We start from the raw sequence: 18,279 nt of genomic DNA, 5'->3' as shown, positions 1-18,279 counted from the left end.
GATAATTCGCTTTTTTATGAATTTACGATAAAAAATACCCCTTTCTAAATCGAAAGAGGTATTAGCTATTATATGGTTAAAAGATTACTTAACTAACAGCCTCATACACGATGCCAATTTAATCAGAAATACAGACATCTGTAATTAAATAATAGCCATTTTCATTGATTATAATATGATATTCTTTATTGCGCACTAACGGGCAGTAAGACCCCCCACTATGATTGATGATTAACTTCATTGCGCTCCTATTATTTCAGATTAAATGAAAGGCGAAAAGGTGTTTTCAACATATATGCATCAAGCGTTAATTTGTAATTTTTATAGACATAAAAACTACTTACAAGACTTTATGCCATAGAAGGAGGCGCTGCAATTATTCTACTTTTGACAAAAATCGTCTTGTCCTTTCCTCTTTTGGAGTTTGAAATATTTCTGCTGACGTTCCTTGCTCAACAATTAATCCTTCATCCATAAATACGATCCTATCGGCGACATCTTTCGCAAAGTTCATTTCATGTGTCACAATTATCATAGTCATTCCCTCTTGAGCCAAATCTTTAATAACTTGCAAAACTTCACGAACAAGTTCTGGGTCGAGAGCAGAAGTAGGTTCATCAAAGAGCATAACCAACGGATTCAATGCAAGCGACCTGGCGATTGCTACTCTTTGCTGTTGGCCACCCGACAGTTGGGCTGGATAATGATCACAACGGTCCCCAAGTCCAACTTTAATAAGCAATGCTTCCGCTAATTTCCTCGCCTCGACCGGTTTAGTTCCATGAATAATAATAGGTCCTTCCATTACATTTTCAATGGCGGTTTTATGAGGGAATAGATTGAACGACTGAAACACAAATCCTGTTTTTTTCCTTAATTCTCTTATTACTTTTTTTCGTTTGCGTTCTATTTTTCCACCTGCAAGCACTGTAAACTCACCAATTTCAATGATTCCATCGGATGGCTCCTCCAAGAAAGTTAAACAACGTAAAAAAGTTGATTTCCCAGATCCACTTGGCCCCATTATTACGACCACTTCACTCTTATTTATAGTTAGGTCGATTCCCTGCAAAACTTCATTCAATCCAAAGCTCTTTTTCAAATTGGTAATTTGAATAATACTCATGGTTTTCTCCTCACATTAGTATTTTCAAATATTTTATTTAACGAACTAAATAGTTGGATGTTTTAATCTCTAGTTTGTTTAATAGCGTTGTAAAGAAAGTTATGAGAACCCAATAAATTGCAGCGGCAATTAAATAAATCGTGAGGGGTTCAAATGTTTTTGCGATAATCAAGCTCGACATTTGTAATAATTCCGTTACAGTGATGACAGAGACAAGTGAAGTATCTTTAATAAGCACGATAAATGTGTTTGACAATGTGGGAATAGCAATTCGTAGACTCTGTGGTAGTATTATTCTCCTTAAGGCTTGAGAATAGGTCATTCCCATTGACATTGACGCTTCCATTTGCCCATTGTCCACAGCAAGTATTGATGCGCGAAAAGATTCAGACAGATAAGCACCTGCATTTAAACTTAAGGCTAAGATCCCCGATGATATCGGGTCTAAAGCAATTCCTACTTGCGGTAAACCATAATAGATAACAAAAATTTGCACAAGAAGTGGCGTTCCACGGATTATTGAAATGTAGGTACTAGCGATCCCATTTAAGATTTTAACTTTTACTATCCTTACGATTGCTGTGAAAAAACCAATAATGAGTGCAATTACTATTGATATAGCTGCCAAAAAAATGGTCATCAACGTAGCTTTAAGTAGAGATGGTAATGAATCAATAATGATTGTGGCGTCCATACATCCTCCCCCTGTCAGACAAGCTACTCAGTAAAACCATTGATTATACTATGGTTTCCTCTTTACGTTCAATTTCAATTCCTAAACTGGCCAACTCTTCAATAAATGGTTGAAACCGATCTTTGATGATTATGCTTTCTATTGGAACAACACCTGTCTCTGTTATTTTTTTCATAGCAATCCATTTGGCTGCCAATGAAGCAGGAATAGCAGTAGTTTTTGCCATTGAAGTGATATTCCGGCCATGATCATAGTAGTCAATCATTTCCCAAGTATACTTTGTGGACTTTCCACCTTTAACCCCGCTTACCTCAACCCTTACTACAGTAATATCTTCATTCGAATCTCCAACCATTTTTGTTGCTAGTATTTTTTCTGCTAATGCACGAGGCGTAGTTGTAATTCCATCAATTGTAATGGGATCGATATCTAAAAAACCTAATTCGCCTAAAACACTCATTTTCCCCCAATGTCCTGGATAGCGAACCGTTTTTTCATATAAATTTTTCACTTTATCTTTTAAAATGAACGCTGTGCTATGTGCATCTGTAATAACAGCTTCACAGACACCTACCGGATCTGGAAAAATAATCTTCTCTAGCCCTGAAAGAGGAGGCAGCTTTACAAGTTTTCCATCTTTAACGGCCATTGCAGGTTTTGTATAAAGACCTAATACGCTTTCAAGACGGAAAACTACTTGATACCATAGTGGTGGAACAGGATATCTTGGAATGCCACCGCAAGTCATGATTGCCTCTTCTGCTTCATCTAACATCTCAATACCTTGCGCAGCTAAAAAGTTTGTTATTCCGGGAGCAACACCACAGCCAGGGATGATGATTACACCTGCTTCTTGTGCTTCGTTATCCAATGCTATTTTTTCATTAAAGTTTGATCCGACAAGGTCCACTAGATGGCATTTTGCTTTTATTGCAGCTTTTACGGCTAATAAGCTCAAAGAGTGTGGTAGACATGCCACAGCTACGTCTACATCTTTTAGCACTTTTGCAATATCATCCTCAGTTTCTAACGTGGCCACTTTCCCTATCACTTTGGGATTATTGGCGATTTCTAAACACTTATCAATACTCCCTTGACTAACATCAACAGCTGTAATTGCATCAATACCAGTAAATTTAGCAATTTCACTAACTACTGTCGTACCTATCATTCCGGTTCCCAATATGGCAATATGCAAATTAATCTGCCCCCAATACTTGGTTTTTACATGTAATAAAACATAGAGCAATCAATATCTCCCCTTTGATCACTCTATGCTTACTTTTATTTGTCTAAAGGCTCTGTTCCAAACCATTTTTTATAAATATCATTATATGTTCCATCCTCTTTCATTTCACTCAATGCTTTATTTACTTCCGTAATAAAATCTTCGTTTCCCTTATTAACTGCCATCCCTATTTCATCTTTATTTACTATGTCACTTGTAATTTTTAATGGAAGGCTATTTTCTTTAATATTGTAGGCCATTAATAACTGGTCGTTGATAATGACATCCAACCTTTTATTCGTAAGGTCTTGAATATAGTCACTTACAGCTTTGTATAATTTCACGTCAGCACCTTCGACGCTATTCGCAACTTCTTCAAAAGTTGTTCCACCACCAACGCCGACTTTCTTGCCTTTAATGTCCTCAAGTTTTGTAATGTCATCGGTATCTTCACGAGTTATTAATACGGAACCAGTTATGACATACGGGTCAGTGAAATCAACGCTTTTTTTGCGTTCTTCCGTTACAGTCATCTGCCCAATGATGATATCAAATTTATCGGCCTTTAGACCGCCGATTAGTCCATCCCATTTTGTTGCAATAAAGTTGGCTTTGACGCCTAATTTATTGGCTATTTCATTGGAGATATCTACGTCAAAACCTTGAAACTCATCTTTGTCATTTAAAAAATTAAAGGGAGGATATGTGCCTTCGAAAGCGACATTCAATACTTTCGATTTTTCAATGCGATCCAACACGCCTTTTCCACTGCTTTCTTTTTCTTGCCCTTTTTCGTTATCTGTACCACAACCCACAATAATACCAATCATAAAAATCGTGATTAGTACCAAAATTAGATTCTTCTTCATTTCTTTTCCCCCTTCTATTTACATACTATTTTAATCTGTTTTCTCCATTTTTCATCAGATAAAACAGTTTAGTCTCATGTGAATTGAAAACGCTTACTAGCTTTCCATACACACTAGAATGGCAATAGAAACTAAAGAATCATACAACTAAAATACTGATAAAGTCACTGTTAATATAATCTATCCTGTCAATTTCCCCGTACTCAGTAGCGCAACTACCATCTTTCCTATTCCTTTATTATCGAACAAAGGTATTTGAAAGTCAATCTACATATCTAATAATTCAATAATTTCTGTAAATTAAACAAGTAAAAAGACATGGTTTTATATAGATTCATATCCTCAATAAATCGTTAAACATCGTTCGATGTAGGCAGTGAGTTTTTCAATTATTGTACAAGATAAAAGTCCAATTAAAATCGAGTTAGAGTAAGTCGTTAACTCCCGAGTTCTCACACCACCATCCGCACCGATCGGTATACAGCGGATCAATTAAAATCGATTACTCAATAATTCGTAACAAGTTAATAGACTTTTGAGCGCTTTGGAACTCCAATTATAGCAATTCCGATAAAAATTCCCGTGTGCTAAACAATGGGAGTTTGGACAGGTCTCTAACAAGAGAAATTCATCCTTTTTTCCTCTCGCCTCGTACTCAAACAAAGCCAATACTAAACATATGAGATATGAATATAAAAATACTCCTCCTTCTAATGCGCAAAAAACTTAGCACATCAGAAGGAGGAGTACAGACGTTACACCAGATTAAGGGAATTAAGTGACCATTAATATTCATATAGCCACTTCTTTTCCTTTTGCCTTATACATCGCCCCATCAGCAATTTGTATCAACTCTTGAAAATCTTGCCCATCATCCGGATAAATCGAAAAGCCAAGAGATACTCCTACAGATGGGAATTCATCAAAGTTCTCATTTTCCAATTTTCGTTGAAATTCCTGTATATAATCTGACTCAAAATCATTAGTACTTGTAGGTACTAGAATCAAAAATTCATCTCCACCCCAACGTGCTACCCTATCACTCTTCTTAACAGACTTGTTTATAATATAGGCAAGATGGATCAATAGTTCATCACCTTTATGATGTCCATATGTATCGTTAATTTCTTTAAATTTGTTGAGGTCGATCATAATGACACCTAATTTTTGATCCTTGTTTCTAATTGTTCGTGTGATTTCCCGAAAATATTTTTCTACCGTTCGACGGTTGTAAGTATCCGTTAAAGGATCTTTTTCAGAGTAGTATTTTACTCGATCGAACTGCATTCCACACCACAAAGCAACCGATAAAAAGATGAATGTCAAAATAAAAAAGTTCGCTTTAAATGGAAGCTCCAAATATTGATGATAATAAAAATACCGTAGAATATTGAATAAACTAACTACTAACATCGCGATTATTCTACCACTATATTTCATGTTATTGACTCATCTCCATATTTCCTATAGGTATAATACACCACTAAAGAACTACCCGCGACTTAATATGACAATCAACACATACTGAAAAACGATTGCAGCTATTTTGCAATCGTTTTTCAGTATGTATATAACTTTGAAACGTTTTACTTTTTATTTGCCGTCTCCCAAACGTTTTCAAGCCATGCTTCAAATTCATCGCCTTTGTCACCTTCATAGGTATCATACAAATCAAGTCTCATATTTTTCAACTTTTCTTTGTACTCTTCGAACGAGTGATCTCTTGGCAAGCTTTTCTTAATTCGAAGGAAAACTTTGTTGGCATCTTTAATCAGTTCAAATCGATTTCGTGGTGGTAATTCAACATCTTCACCAAATTTCACAAGATTACGGTGAGAGGCTTCTACCACTTTATATACGGCATCGTTGTTCATTCTGTGTAAAAGTACATCGATAGTCCGTTTATGTTTCCATTGTCCTAATTCTTCAATAGCTTCTAAACGTAGTCTCCAATTCGATGCTCGGTTAACTGCCTTCCGTAATTCATCGTAATTTGGCGGCATTTCGTTTTTAATTCCATTAGTCAAGTGATCCAATCTCCTTCTATTTCAATATCCTGTTTAGTTAAGGGTAACGCTACATATTAAATACAATACCCTTCAATATGTATTGTACCATTATCTGCTGAACTACATACCTTTTTTCATGTAATCATCTGTTCATATTCCGTTCACCTAGTCAGATTATAGTTAAGTTATTAAGAAATACGGGGGGCGCAAAGATGAATATTGCATGGAAAGAAATTAAGAAGAATAAAACAAAATTTATTATTTTAGGATCAATCATTTTTCTCGTCAGCTTTTTAACATTTATCATCTCGGGGTTATCGAACGGTTTATCCCAAGATAACGCAGCGTTAATTAAAGATTTACCAGATGGTCAATTTTACATGAACGCTGATGCAAACGAAACATACAACCTTTCAAGAATAGATGAAAGCGTACAAACCACTGTTTTAAATGAACAAAAAGATGCAGCTGCACTCTCCATTCAGATGGGTTTTGTCAACGATATGGACGACAAGCAGTATAGTATAGCTTTCGTTACTTCAACAGATTCAAAATCGTTTGAATCTGTCGGTAAAGGAGAAGTCATCCTAGATCGTTCATTAGAAGATGAAGGGATTAAGGTTGGCGATATATTAACCAATAATCAGTTCAGTGGTGAATTTAAAGTAATGGGCTTTGTTGAACAAAAGAAATACAGCCATGCGCCTGTTGCTTTTATTAACATGGAAAACTATAAAGAAATTTACCGTGTCAATGAAATGCAATTGATTTTTGTACCAGGTACAGAACAAGCACCAGTGGTGACGGGTTTACAATCATTTTCAAATAAAGAATTCCTCAATACAATTCCAAGTTACAGTGCAGAACAGATGTCACTTAATATGATCATTTGGTTTTTGGTTGCCATTAGCGGAATGTTGTTCGCAATATTCTTCTACATGATGAACGTTCAAAAGATTGGATTATATGGCATCTTAAAAGCACTTGGCGTTAAAACAAGCAGATTGTTCGGTATGATGTGGTACCAGATGATTTTCATCACCGTGATTGCACTTGGACTGTCAGTTGCTTTAAGCCAAGGCTTCTCTTTAATTGCACCTCAAGGAATGCCATTTAGTTTAACACTTGAAACAACTGTTCAATTATCGGTTGTATTCCTTATCATTGGCTTTATAGGGGCGACGCTGTCCGGTCTGCAAATTAAAAAAGTAGAACCATTGCAAGCTATCCAACAAGGAGAGGTTTAATATGACGATTTTCACAATTGATGAAGTTACAAAAACATTTACGAATGGTGAAGTGGACGAACAAGTATTAAAAGGGATTAATATTTCACTTCGAGAAGGTGAAATAACAGCGTTAGTAGGCGCTTCAGGTTCTGGTAAAAGTACGATTCTTACAATAGCAGCGGGACTTCAAAGTGCAACGGACGGAAAAGTGCTATTTGAAGGTCAAAACATGACTGACATGAATCAGGATCAGATCAGAAAAATTAGAGCGAGCGAGTTCGGATTTGTCTTTCAATCCTCACACCTAGTCCCTTTTCTAACCGTAGAAGAACAATTATTGCTGATGCTTGACGTTTCTGAAACCAAGCTTAAAAAGCGTGAACAAAAAGTGGAAGTCGAAAAAATCCTCAAATTGGTAGATATGAATCATCGAAAAGATGCCTACCCTGCTTCATTATCAGGGGGTGAAAAACAGCGTGTGGCAATTGCCCGTGCGATTATCCACAAACCGAAGATGTTGTTTGCAGATGAGCCGACAGCAAGCCTAGATTCTAAAAGATCGAAAGACGTCATGACATTGATCCGTGAGTTGACGAAAACATTGAACATTACAACGTTGATGGTAACTCATGATGAAGAAATGCTTTCTTTTGCGGATCATATCATTACAATGAAAGATGGATTGGTGTTATCTTAGAAAAATGCACCCTTGTATAACCGGGAAATTAAAAGTGATAAAACCGCTCAAATATTTTTTGCGAGATAGATTTCCATGAAAGTATAGTTAATTTTTTTCCTTACTATATCCTGAATAAAGATTGCCCGAAACAGCCATTCTCTTACATGGCTGTTTTTATTCTTATCTCATATATTTATGTTTTTCAAACAAGTGTGCAAATGGATACTCTTATTTTTTGCGGAAGTATAAAATCCTATTAGCTTTCACCCGGATTTTTCTGATGAAAGTAATTAGGTTTAACGACGTCATTGCTATAAGGTTTGTGAAAGACATGAGTCGTTGCAGGCGAAAGCGGTGGAATCAGCCAAGTCCAATTTCCTGTGATACCTCGCCCTACTGTACACTCATTTTTTTCAAAACTTTTAAATTGCTTGGCGGCAGTATGATGGTCGACTAACGTAACACCCGCTTTTTGATAAGAATTCAACACCGCAATATTTAGTTCTACTAGCGCTTTATCCTTCCATAGTGAACGGTTTGATCTTGTATCCAGTCCCATCAACTCTGCAACTTTTGGGAGTAGATTATAACGATCTTCATCCGCCAAATTTCTCGCACCGATTTCGGTTCCCATATACCATCCATTAAATGGAGCGGTCGGATAGTTAATCCCACCAATCTCCAACCGCATATCCGAGATAATTGGCACCGCATACCATTTTATACCCAGTTCTTCAAAACACTCTAGTTGTGGATGGGTAATCGTCACTTCTTTTACTAGTTTTTTTGGTATTTCAATGATTCGGGGCGATTCTCCTTCCAATTGAAAGACAAGAGGAAGAACATCATAAGGAGTCCTCTCCCCTTTCCAACCTAACATTTCGCACATCCTCGTAAATTCAACTGATGTGGAATCTCCAATAATCTGTTCAGCCTCTTCATATCCTGCGTAGCGTATAAGCTGATGGTTCCATATTCGTATCGGATCAATTCCGCCATGTCGTGGTGGGAAAATCGTAATCGATGAACGAATTTTTCCGTCATTTGTCGCATATTCAATATGGTTCAATAATGCGCTGTACACATCTTCAGCGGTTTCTAATGCCCTCTCGTCAAACACTTGAAGCCTGTCCCAAAATAAACGTCCAATACAACGATTATTATTACGCCAAGCCATTCTAGCTCCATGTTGAAGTTCTTGCGAAGTATGGCTATACGTTCCAGTTTCATTTATTTCACTTCGCACTTCCTCTATTCGCTTCATCTGTTGCTCTGTTGTCATCCCAAGTTCTGCATAACATCTATGTATGAATTGCTCGGCTTCTAGATGTAATCTATGTTTTTCAGTCTGTAAACTCAAAGTTCATCATCTCCAATATTGCCAGTATACCATTCAAAATGAGCTTGTTTCTTCTTCAATATAGCCAACTTTTCGAACTTTGTATTTTAATTAATGGAACACATAAAGTACTAGATCTCCCCTGGACTTACACATGTGTTGATTAACCAAAATTCACCAAAAAGACTTACTCAAATATCAAGTACTCCGTGTATAGTTGCTTTTGGTTCGCTTTGAATTGAACCACTTCTATACCATTATCGAGATGCCTTGAATAATTCATCGAAAGCGGACCGGAAATGATCCAGTGAATATGGAGTTTTTCAATCCTTTATTACCTGCACGTAATTCAATAAAATGGTTAATCAACAGACGTTTTATTTCTCCAAAAAAAACGCAAACCAATAGGTAATCGGTTTGCGCTGTTACATTATGACCCCATTTTTCTACGGGCACTGCTAACTTTTTTTGCTTGTTGGCTTTGCATTTTTTTAGCAGATTGTGCTGGATTGCCTTTTGCGTTGTTATCAGCAGTTTGGTTCTTCTTCGCTTCTAACTGTTGTTGTATCACTTCTTTTAAGCTTATCTTTTTCTTTGGCGCTTCGTGTTCATTTGTTTCATTGTTTTCAGTCATTTAAAATCCTCCTTACTATTGAATAATGATTGATTTTACTTCTCTCTAGTATAACCGAAATTCGATGACTACTGGGGATTTTCTAAAATTAATTAAAAAACCTATAGTTTTTCTATTTTATCAGTCAATTCACATACGGAAATAGCATACGATTAGTCCCTAGACCATAATGCGTTCAATTTGAACAATAAAACCTAAATCATGACCTATATGATGACAAGAGTCCTTTTTTATATAGGAATGCAACGATTTTCCTTTCTAATAATAACTGTTTTTGCAAGTTCTTGAAAAGTGTTCAAAAGTAACCTCCACAAATTAATGAAAGATGAAAAAAATCACCGAACAATTGGCAAGCTCTCTCAAACAACAATCGTTGGTATTAAAATAAAGCCAGAGAATTAAATAATGTATCGACAATTTTAACTGTATTTCTACTTTGAAGTATAGGTGCTACAGGCTGAAGGTCAATAATCCTGAGTTTCAACTCTCCCTGCCCCTTTCCTTCACAGCAAGTCACATTCCTGTACATGATAATTTTCATATTGTAAAGTAATTGATGAAATGTAGTAAGTAGAGGAAGTGGAATCATGTTAAAAAATGCTTTAGGACGTTTTCGTTTGATTGGTATATTGGAAGGCATTTCACTACTGATCCTATTGTTTATCGCAATGCCATTAAAGTATTGGTTCGGTATGAAGAGTGCAGTAACAATCGTCGGAACACTTCATGGCTATATATTTCTAGCTTATATCGCAGCAATTGTATATACGATGATTAAGGTGAAATGGCCGTTTAGGTTTACGATTGGTGCCCTTCTTTCAGCATTTATCCCCTTTGGCAATTTCATTTTGGACAGACGACTCAAAAACTTGAAAACGAACTAAAAATATATTTATATGTTGAACTAATGATTCTATATAATCTCCAGCAAAGGCATCCCCGAGCGTTGTTGAGAGGATTCTTTATGCCAACATATTATAGTATAATAGATTCTGTCAAAAAAAAAGCGAAGCCCATTTCAATAAAAGGGGCTTCGCTTTTTTTAATTTGCTTACGCAAGCCTATTTACTCTTTTATCTCAATTACTGTTGAATTATTTCCGGTTCACCCTAAAAATGAAGATTAAGAATAATAAGCAATCCCCTTTCTTATTTTTCCAACAAATGGTTTATTTTCAGTATTATGATTAGATTATTGAAAGCCAGCTTTATACAAATTAATTAGATTTAAATAAAATTCTTGTTAATGGTAACTTTTTGCTTTATTATAGAAAAATGTTATGGAGTAATCCGTAATTAATGATACTTAAGGAGAGTGGTATGATGAGGAATTATACAAAAGAAGACATTCGCAAATTTGTAGGAGAAGAAAATGTGAATTTCGTTCGACTTCAATTCACAGATATTTTAGGTATGATCAAAAACGTGGAAATTCCCATCAGCCAGCTCGATAAGGCGCTTAACAATAAAATGATGTTCGACGGCTCTTCAATTGAAGGATTTGTGCGTATCGAGGAATCCGATATGTACCTCATACCAGATCTTAACACATGGATGGTGTTCCCTTGGCCCTCAGGAAAAGGAAGGGTAGCACGTCTTATCTGTGATATTTCTCTTGCCAATGGTTCTCCGTTTACAGGTGATCCTCGTGGGAATTTAAAACGTGTATTGACAGAAATGAAGGAGCTCGGATTTACTGATTTCAATCTGGGACCAGAACCAGAATTCTTCTTATTCAAGCTCGATGAAAATATGCAACCGACAATGGAATTGAATGACAACGGCGGCTATTTCGATCTTGCACCAATGGACCTTGGAGAAAACTGTCGACGAGATATCGTCTTGGAGTTAGAGGAAATGGGCTTCGAGGTTGAAGCATCGCACCATGAGTGCGCTCCAGGACAACACGAAATCGACTTTAAATATGCGGATGTTCTTACCGCTTGTGACAACATTCAAACATTCAAACTCGTCGTCAAAACAATTGCTCGTAAACATGGCTTGCACGCAACGTTCATGCCAAAACCCCTTTTCGGTGTCAGCGGATCAGGTATGCATTGTAATGTTTCCCTATTCAAAGACGGTGAAAATGCCTTTGTTGACGAAAATGGTGAATTACAATTAAGTACAACAGCATATCAGTTCATGGCTGGCGTTCTCGAACATGTTCCTGGATTTACAGCAATTACAAATCCAACAGTTAACTCTTATAAGCGACTTGTTCCCGGCTACGAAGCGCCCTGTTACATCGCCTGGTCTGCCCAAAACCGCAGCCCTCTTATCCGAATTCCAGCATCTCGGGGAATAAGCACTCGCATCGAAGTCCGTTCCGTCGACTCGGCTGCAAACCCATATCTTGCAATGGCGGCTATATTAAAAGCAGGTTTAAATGGCATTAAACGTGAACTCGAACCGCCAATGCCAGTCGACCGCAATATTTACGAAATGAAACCTTTCGAACTTCAAGAATTAGGTATCGGGACACTACCTACTGACCTTGACCATGCACTCATCGCGCTAGGTAAGGATGAAATTATCCAAGAAGCTCTTGGCAATCACATTTTCACAAACTTTATGGCAGAGAAAAAATTAGAATGGGAAAGTTACCGAATTACCGTACACCCTTGGGAAGTTGAACGTTATATGAAGATCTATTGATAAAAAGGTCTCGTAAGAAGATAACAGACTTTTAAACCATTGAAACTTCGATACCCCCGATTCGGTAATATGGGATACTCACCATTTAATGCCTCTCTTTGCGTGTTTGTACAGTAGATGCTATCGACACATAGGAATAAGCAAAAAGAGTCCACGAAAGCTCTTTTTGCTTATTTTTTAATTATTTGTATAACAAAAAGTAGTTATTAAACTCAAAAGGAAATGGAATCAGATTTTATACGTTTTGCCAATCACTATTAAATATTTTGACATACTACCTAAATTGTTGTAAATTATTAAAGTGCGAACGTTCCAAACTAAACGAATGATATTATTCGGATTTCGAGGTGCTATCTATGGAAAACGTATTTGATTACGAAGATATCCAGCTGATTCCTGCAAAGTGTGTGGTAAATAGTCGTTCTGAGTGTGACACTTCTATACTACTTGGCGGACATACATTTAAAATTCCAGTTGTACCAGCAAATATGCAAACAATTATTGATGAAAGTATCGCTATCCAATTAGCTGAAAGTGGTTACTTCTATATTATGCATCGTTTTAACCCAGAAAAACGAGCAAACTTTGTTAAAGACATGCAATCACGTAGTTTAATCGCTTCTATTAGCGTTGGTGTTAAAGATGAGGACTACACTTTTATTGTACAACTAGCTGCTGACGAACTTACACCTGAATTCATCACAATCGACATTGCTCATGGACATTCCAATGCAATCATTAATATGATTCAACATATTAAAAAGCATCTGCCTGAAAGCTTTGTCATCGCTGGTAACGTTGGCACACCAGAAGCCGTACGCGAACTTGAAAATGCCGGGGCAGATGCTACGAAAGTTGGTATTGGACCTGGTAAAGTATGTATTACAAAAATAAAAACAGGCTTCGGTACAGGCGGTTGGCAGTTAGCTGCACTACGTTGGTGTGCGAAAGCAGCTACTAAACCTATCATCGCAGACGGCGGCATACGTACACACGGTGACATTGCTAAATCGGTACGTTTCGGTGCTTCAATGGTCATGATCGGTTCTCTATTTGCTGGACACGAAGAATCTCCCGGTCAAACAATTGAAAAAGATGGACAACGTTTCAAAGAATACTTTGGATCAGCCTCTGAATTCCAAAAGGGCGAAAAGAAAAACGTTGAAGGTAAAAAAATGTACGTCGAATATAAAGGTCCACTAATGGACACTTTAGACGAAATGCAACAAGATTTACAATCGTCCATCTCCTATGCTGGCGGTAGCAAACTTGAAGCCATCCGAACAGTGGATTATGTCATTGTAAAAAACTCCATTTTTAATGGAGATAAAGTGTACTGAAAATTTATAGCTATTAAAAATCCAATCAAGATATTTTATATCTTGATTGGATTTTCTATTTAGGGAGATCTTAATTGAATGAAAACAACATCAAGATTATTACTGACAGCTCAGTATTTTCATTTTAACTTCCATGATAAAACAAGTTCTAAATGCGTTTTGCGTACTTCAGAGTATTCAATCCACTTCGCGCATCTTTTAACAACAGCCTCATTTGTAACCCTCGCACTTAATATTACTTATTACAAAAAAATCGAAACTGCACTATACATCAATAACAATGCCATCACAATATTAAATTGCTTTCTATAATCCGAGAGGAATTTCTGAAATATCGAACCAAAAAGGCTCCAACAACAAGTGCTCATTATACCGACGAAACCTAGAAACAACGAAAATAGTAGTAAGTCAATTGTTGAACTATAATATGGAAGAATGAACGTTGCAATTACCGTAATACCATATAAAACACCTTTCGGATTGACAAACTGTAACAGCATCCCTGCCAAAAAACTGTTATATTTACCGCCCTCATCACCATTAGTACTAGTCGAACTAGTAATTATTTTGATTGCCAGATACAGCATATAGGCCGCACCTAGAAGCATCATAGGCAACTCAATTTTCGGAATGAAGTTATGTAGGATTAGATTAAAGTAACTCGATAATATCATGATGACAAAAAAACCTGCGCCTACGCCTAGGCAAAATCGAAGTGTCTTCTTAAATCCATACTGATTCGCAAATAACATCGCCATAATATTATTCGGACCTGGCGTAAAACTCATGACAAAAACATACAACAAGAATGTTAGTACTGGCATATTCGACCTCCCCCTAATGAATATGTTATACTGTCCATAACAGGCACTATAACGTTTTCTTTTTATTGTACAGTTCAGACGTTATATTGTACAGAGAAATAGGAGTGTTTTAAAAATGGAAATTCATCTTATCATTGCCAAGAATTTAAAAGCAATAAGGGAGAGTAAAAAATTAAGTCTTGAAAAAGTGGCTGAATTGACTGGTGTAAGTAAAACAATGATCGGTCAAATTGAACGTGGCGAATCAGCTCCAACCATTACAACTATCTGGAAAATAGCCAATGGTTTGAAAGTTTCTTTTACTTCACTCATCAATCACCCTCAGCCCGACACAATAATAGTATCGAAAAGTGATATTCAAATCTTGTCCGAAGATAATGGAAAATATCGAGTATACCCCCATTTTCCATTTGATGAAGACAAACGCTTTGAAGTGTATGCAGTTGAGATAGACAAAGGTGGATTCCTAAGTGCAGATTCACATATGGAGGGGACCGAAGAGCTATTAACAATTTTTGAGGGGGAGCTAACGGTACGTGTAAATTACGAGGAGTATACCATTGAAAGCGGTGATTCCATCCGATTTAAAGCCGACAGACCCCATAGCTATCATAATTCAGGAGAAACATTGACTCGTTTAAGTATGGTATTGTACTACCCAAATTAAAAAGGGGCTGTCCATGAGTTGTAAATTATCGGCTGATGGGACAGCCTCTTTGTACCAATGCAATTATTAATCTTGCCTGCTACGTTTAATTTCCTAATGCTTTTCTATTCCACTCACTGTGGGATTTGCTCTATCTTTTCATGCACATGTAACTGTTTTATCCACAAGAATCGAGAAGCACTCTACACTAATCGTATTTATATATTACAATGATAATTTCTTGGAAAATCGAACCATAGCCTTGACAGTCAAGCAAAACCTATCCCCCTCAATCAAATCCATAGCTTGCAAAAGTTACTTCAATCTAAAATTAACCCCCTCTTCTGCAAATCATTTGCGGATTTGTTTATCTAAGCATAAGCAATCGATATCCTTACTAATTTTGTAAAAACCAGGTTCTTAGCGAATTTAGGGAAATTTAATATAAAAAAAGGGTTTCCTACTGTACAATATATCAGTTTGACTGATGTGAACAATTTTCGAACAGAATATTCTCCATCAGGCCACTGAAAAATAAGCCGTTGAGATATTCTCAACGGCTTATTTTTCACTAGAAATTACACTTGATTCAATTGTTTATTTTCATTTTTTCTTGCACTGCTTTTTCAAGACGGTTCTTCTCTTTTACGAATTGTTCGTGCGATTGACTTTGTTGTTCACGTTCGAGCTGTTTTTGCGTCTGGTAATCACTGTAATTTCCTGAATAGACATGTACTACTCCGTCATTCACTTCCCATACTGTGGTAACGAGCGAGTCTAAAACAGCGCGGTCATGGCTAATTAATACTAGTGCCCCGTAGTAATAGCGCAGTTCATCGAGTAAAAAAGATATACCTTCTTGATCTAAATGCGTAGTCGGCTCATCAATCAATAGTGCTTCGTAATAAAGCGTAAACAACTGTGCCAACTTCAACCTTGTTTGCTCACCACCACTTAGCTCTTCAGAATATTGCGGAACTGCCAATCTTCCAAGTAAGGCCCCGTCCGCTTCTACAACAGTGGGGCCCAGTTGCTCAAAGTAACCGCCCTCCACATGAAGTTTCACTGTTCCACGTGTCGGTTTAATATTATTAGCTAGCAATTTCAATAATGTACTTTTCCCAGCAACATTTTTTATTTCAAAACAGATTTGTTCCAAATTCACTACCTCCAAAATATTATAATTTCGTACCGATAGCTAGAATCGATACGAGCTTCTATTTCAAGCTCGTATTAAAAGAATAATAAAAATTGCATGTCGCTTCCTCCTACTTCACTTTTATAGTCACTGCCGCATTTAGAACAATAAGGAGACCTGCCGCGCTAAAGAAGACGGCTACATTCGTGAGTTCCGTAAAAAATCCAGCTAAACCTAATCCAATTGGTGCTGCCAATAACGATAGACTTGTCACAAAACTGAATACCCGTCCAAGCAATTGAGGTTCAATTTCCGCTTGGATAAAAGCATAGAATGGCGCTGAAAATAATGGACCAGCTAAACCGACTAAAAAACTCATCACTACGAACACATAGAACATCGACGGCAAAAGCAGACCGGAAATAAATAAGGAAATGCCCATCAAGATCATGCCTGCTGCCATTGTTTTAACCTTATCGAACCGATCTCCCAGTACACCTAAAAACGAAGCGCCTACAATCAAACCAATTGCAAATACGATCTCAACGATACCTGCTTCTACTACGCCTTTTTCAAAATGATTCCGTACCATAAGCGGGAAATAAGTTCCAACGGGAATGAATAGAACAGCTACAACAATCATCACGATGGTTAGCTTTAGGACAAGGCGATGTTTCACAATCGCATGATAGCCTTCTTTCATTTCAGCTATCAAGTTATCAGTGGCCATTTCTTCTGTTCTTGTTACGCTCGGAATTCGGATGAACAATAGCACGCTACAAGCGATAATAGCGCCAAAAACATCGAACAATAACACCCATTCAAGGGAGCTAACTGCCAGTAACGACACCCCTACTGCGGGTCCTGCAATATTGGTCATTGAACTCACCATCTGCCCCCAGCCTGCAACCTTTGTAAGATGCTCTTTTGGTGCAAGCAATGGTACAGAAGCTTGCATTGCCGGCATATGAAAAGCAGTCGCAAGGGATCGAACAATTAACACAAGTATGACTAACGTGATATTTGGCTCGCTATAATACATCCATAAAAACAAGAATAAACTACCCAGTGCAATAATCAGATCTGCTAAAATCATCATCACTTTACGGGAATGACGATCAACAATCGTCCCTGCAAATGGACCGAGCAAGGCTTGCGGTAAAAAGCCGGCTATCCCAGCCAGTGCTAATACAAGTGGAGAACCCGTTGTATCTGTCAACCACCAAATAATACTAAATTGAACAGCGGCACTACTCAGCAATGAGAAAAACTGTCCTGTATATAACGCAATAAATTTTCGTTTCCAATTTCTATTTTCCATTATAATCGATACCTCCTGAATTTGCGTATCGATTCTTCACCGATACGAGCTTGACTTACTAAGCCCGTATCAATAGAAAAGTAACATCATCATAGTGAAATCCCTCCAAATCATAAAATCACAATACGACTGCTTAGAAACGACTATAGCACCTGTCTCCCTGAGTCTATAAAAAAAGTACGCATTTTACTGCGTACTTAAAAAATGGTAAAGATATCTGTAGAGCGATAAAGCTTCTACTTCCTATCTAACCTAGTACGCACAACAAATAACCCCTCAAAAGAGTGGTTAACAAAATATGTACATATCGATCAGTATAGTTGTAAAAATCCCACCACTATCGCTCCTTTCAAAGCTTAAATTATACTAACTTGTTCCTAATGGTATGTCAATGCATATCACGTTCTTCCATCCCCTCCCAGTTGCGTTCTTGAGGCTTTCGATTTCCCTTCAATACTAATCCAACTCTATTTTTAAGACTAATGGTTTACAATACTTTTCCTTTTGCATAAAAATCATGATCCTCTTTATTCATCTCATCACCTA

The 18,279-nt window shown here is 37.1% G+C and carries 17 protein-coding genes; 6 read left to right on the top strand and 11 right to left on the bottom strand.

Annotation, left to right across the window (positions count from 1 at the left end):
- Positions 1-376: 376 nt before the first annotated feature.
- The 6 genes from AZE41_RS10390 to AZE41_RS10365 form a co-directional block, all read right to left on the bottom strand.
- A complete protein-coding gene (locus AZE41_RS10390; protein WP_067213936.1) occupies positions 377-1,120 on the bottom strand; it encodes an amino acid ABC transporter ATP-binding protein in 744 nt (247 codons plus the stop codon).
- Positions 1,121-1,163: 43 nt separating this feature from the next.
- The gene (locus AZE41_RS10385) at positions 1,164-1,820 is read right to left on the bottom strand and encodes an amino acid ABC transporter permease (protein ID WP_067208918.1); all 657 of its coding nucleotides are present in this window, start codon (positions 1,818-1,820) and stop codon (positions 1,164-1,166) included.
- 43 nt (positions 1,821-1,863) lie between these two features.
- The gene (locus AZE41_RS10380; protein ID WP_067208915.1) at positions 1,864-3,018 is read right to left on the bottom strand and encodes a saccharopine dehydrogenase family protein; all 1,155 of its coding nucleotides are present in this window, start codon (positions 3,016-3,018) and stop codon (positions 1,864-1,866) included.
- Between the two features lie 86 nt (positions 3,019-3,104).
- Positions 3,105-3,917 (bottom strand): transporter substrate-binding domain-containing protein, encoded by an 813-nt coding sequence (locus tag AZE41_RS10375; RefSeq protein WP_067208912.1) that lies wholly within the window; start codon positions 3,915-3,917, stop codon positions 3,105-3,107.
- 792 nt (positions 3,918-4,709) lie between these two features.
- Entirely contained in the window at positions 4,710-5,357 is a 648-nt protein-coding gene (locus tag AZE41_RS10370; RefSeq protein ID WP_067208910.1) for a GGDEF domain-containing protein, read from the bottom strand.
- A gap of 146 nt (positions 5,358-5,503) precedes the next feature.
- Positions 5,504-5,920, bottom strand: coding sequence for a HEAT repeat domain-containing protein (locus AZE41_RS10365; RefSeq protein WP_187047873.1), 417 nt, complete (start codon positions 5,918-5,920; stop codon positions 5,504-5,506).
- A gap of 218 nt (positions 5,921-6,138) precedes the next feature.
- Here AZE41_RS10365 and AZE41_RS10360 point away from each other — a divergent pair, with 218 nt between their 5' ends.
- Entirely contained in the window at positions 6,139-7,173 is a 1,035-nt protein-coding gene (locus AZE41_RS10360) for an ABC transporter permease (protein WP_067208904.1), read from the top strand.
- A 1-nt stretch (position 7,174) separates the two neighbouring features.
- Positions 7,175-7,852, top strand: a complete 678-nt coding sequence (locus tag AZE41_RS10355; RefSeq protein ID WP_067208901.1) for an ABC transporter ATP-binding protein — start codon at positions 7,175-7,177, stop codon at positions 7,850-7,852.
- 238 nt (positions 7,853-8,090) lie between these two features.
- Here the strand turns inward: AZE41_RS10355 and AZE41_RS10350 are convergent, their stop codons facing one another.
- Together AZE41_RS10350 and AZE41_RS10345 are read right to left on the bottom strand one after the other, a co-directional pair.
- Positions 8,091-9,194, bottom strand: a complete 1,104-nt coding sequence (locus tag AZE41_RS10350; protein ID WP_082786556.1) for a nitric oxide synthase oxygenase — start codon at positions 9,192-9,194, stop codon at positions 8,091-8,093.
- A 409-nt stretch (positions 9,195-9,603) separates the two neighbouring features.
- A complete protein-coding gene (locus AZE41_RS10345) occupies positions 9,604-9,807 on the bottom strand; it encodes a hypothetical protein (RefSeq protein WP_067208898.1) in 204 nt (67 codons plus the stop codon).
- A gap of 587 nt (positions 9,808-10,394) precedes the next feature.
- Between AZE41_RS10345 and AZE41_RS10340 the strand changes: the two genes are divergently transcribed.
- The 3 genes from AZE41_RS10340 (at position 10,395) to guaC (ending at position 13,804) form a co-directional block, all read left to right on the top strand.
- Complete coding sequence (locus tag AZE41_RS10340; RefSeq protein ID WP_067208896.1) at positions 10,395-10,691, top strand: DUF3817 domain-containing protein; 297 nt, start codon at positions 10,395-10,397, stop codon at positions 10,689-10,691.
- A 438-nt stretch (positions 10,692-11,129) separates the two neighbouring features.
- Complete coding sequence (glnA, locus tag AZE41_RS10335) at positions 11,130-12,464, top strand: type I glutamate--ammonia ligase (protein WP_067208894.1); 1,335 nt, start codon at positions 11,130-11,132, stop codon at positions 12,462-12,464.
- Positions 12,465-12,820: 356 nt separating this feature from the next.
- The gene (guaC, locus tag AZE41_RS10330; protein WP_067208891.1) at positions 12,821-13,804 is read left to right on the top strand and encodes a GMP reductase; all 984 of its coding nucleotides are present in this window, start codon (positions 12,821-12,823) and stop codon (positions 13,802-13,804) included.
- Positions 13,805-14,046: 242 nt separating this feature from the next.
- On the opposite strand, the gene AZE41_RS10325 is transcribed toward guaC, so the two are convergent.
- Positions 14,047-14,628, bottom strand: a complete 582-nt coding sequence (locus AZE41_RS10325; RefSeq protein ID WP_067208889.1) for a LysE family transporter — start codon at positions 14,626-14,628, stop codon at positions 14,047-14,049.
- Between the two features lie 115 nt (positions 14,629-14,743).
- On the opposite strand from AZE41_RS10325, the gene AZE41_RS10320 reads away from it, so the two are divergent.
- Complete coding sequence (locus AZE41_RS10320; protein WP_067208887.1) at positions 14,744-15,295, top strand: helix-turn-helix domain-containing protein; 552 nt, start codon at positions 14,744-14,746, stop codon at positions 15,293-15,295.
- Positions 15,296-15,863: 568 nt separating this feature from the next.
- Here AZE41_RS10320 and AZE41_RS10315 read toward each other — a convergent pair.
- Together AZE41_RS10315 and AZE41_RS10310 are read right to left on the bottom strand one after the other, a co-directional pair.
- Entirely contained in the window at positions 15,864-16,433 is a 570-nt protein-coding gene (locus AZE41_RS10315) for an ATP-binding cassette domain-containing protein (protein ID WP_418064787.1), read from the bottom strand.
- Positions 16,434-16,542: 109 nt separating this feature from the next.
- A complete protein-coding gene (locus AZE41_RS10310; RefSeq protein ID WP_067208885.1) occupies positions 16,543-17,733 on the bottom strand; it encodes an MFS transporter in 1,191 nt (396 codons plus the stop codon).
- Between the last annotated feature and the right edge of the window lie 546 nt (positions 17,734-18,279).

The sequence above is a fragment of the Sporosarcina psychrophila genome, assembly GCF_001590685.1.
In the GTDB taxonomy this organism is placed as follows: Bacteria; Bacillota; Bacilli; order Bacillales_A; family Planococcaceae; genus Sporosarcina; species Sporosarcina psychrophila.
This window is presented reverse-complemented; position numbering and strand designations above follow the sequence as displayed.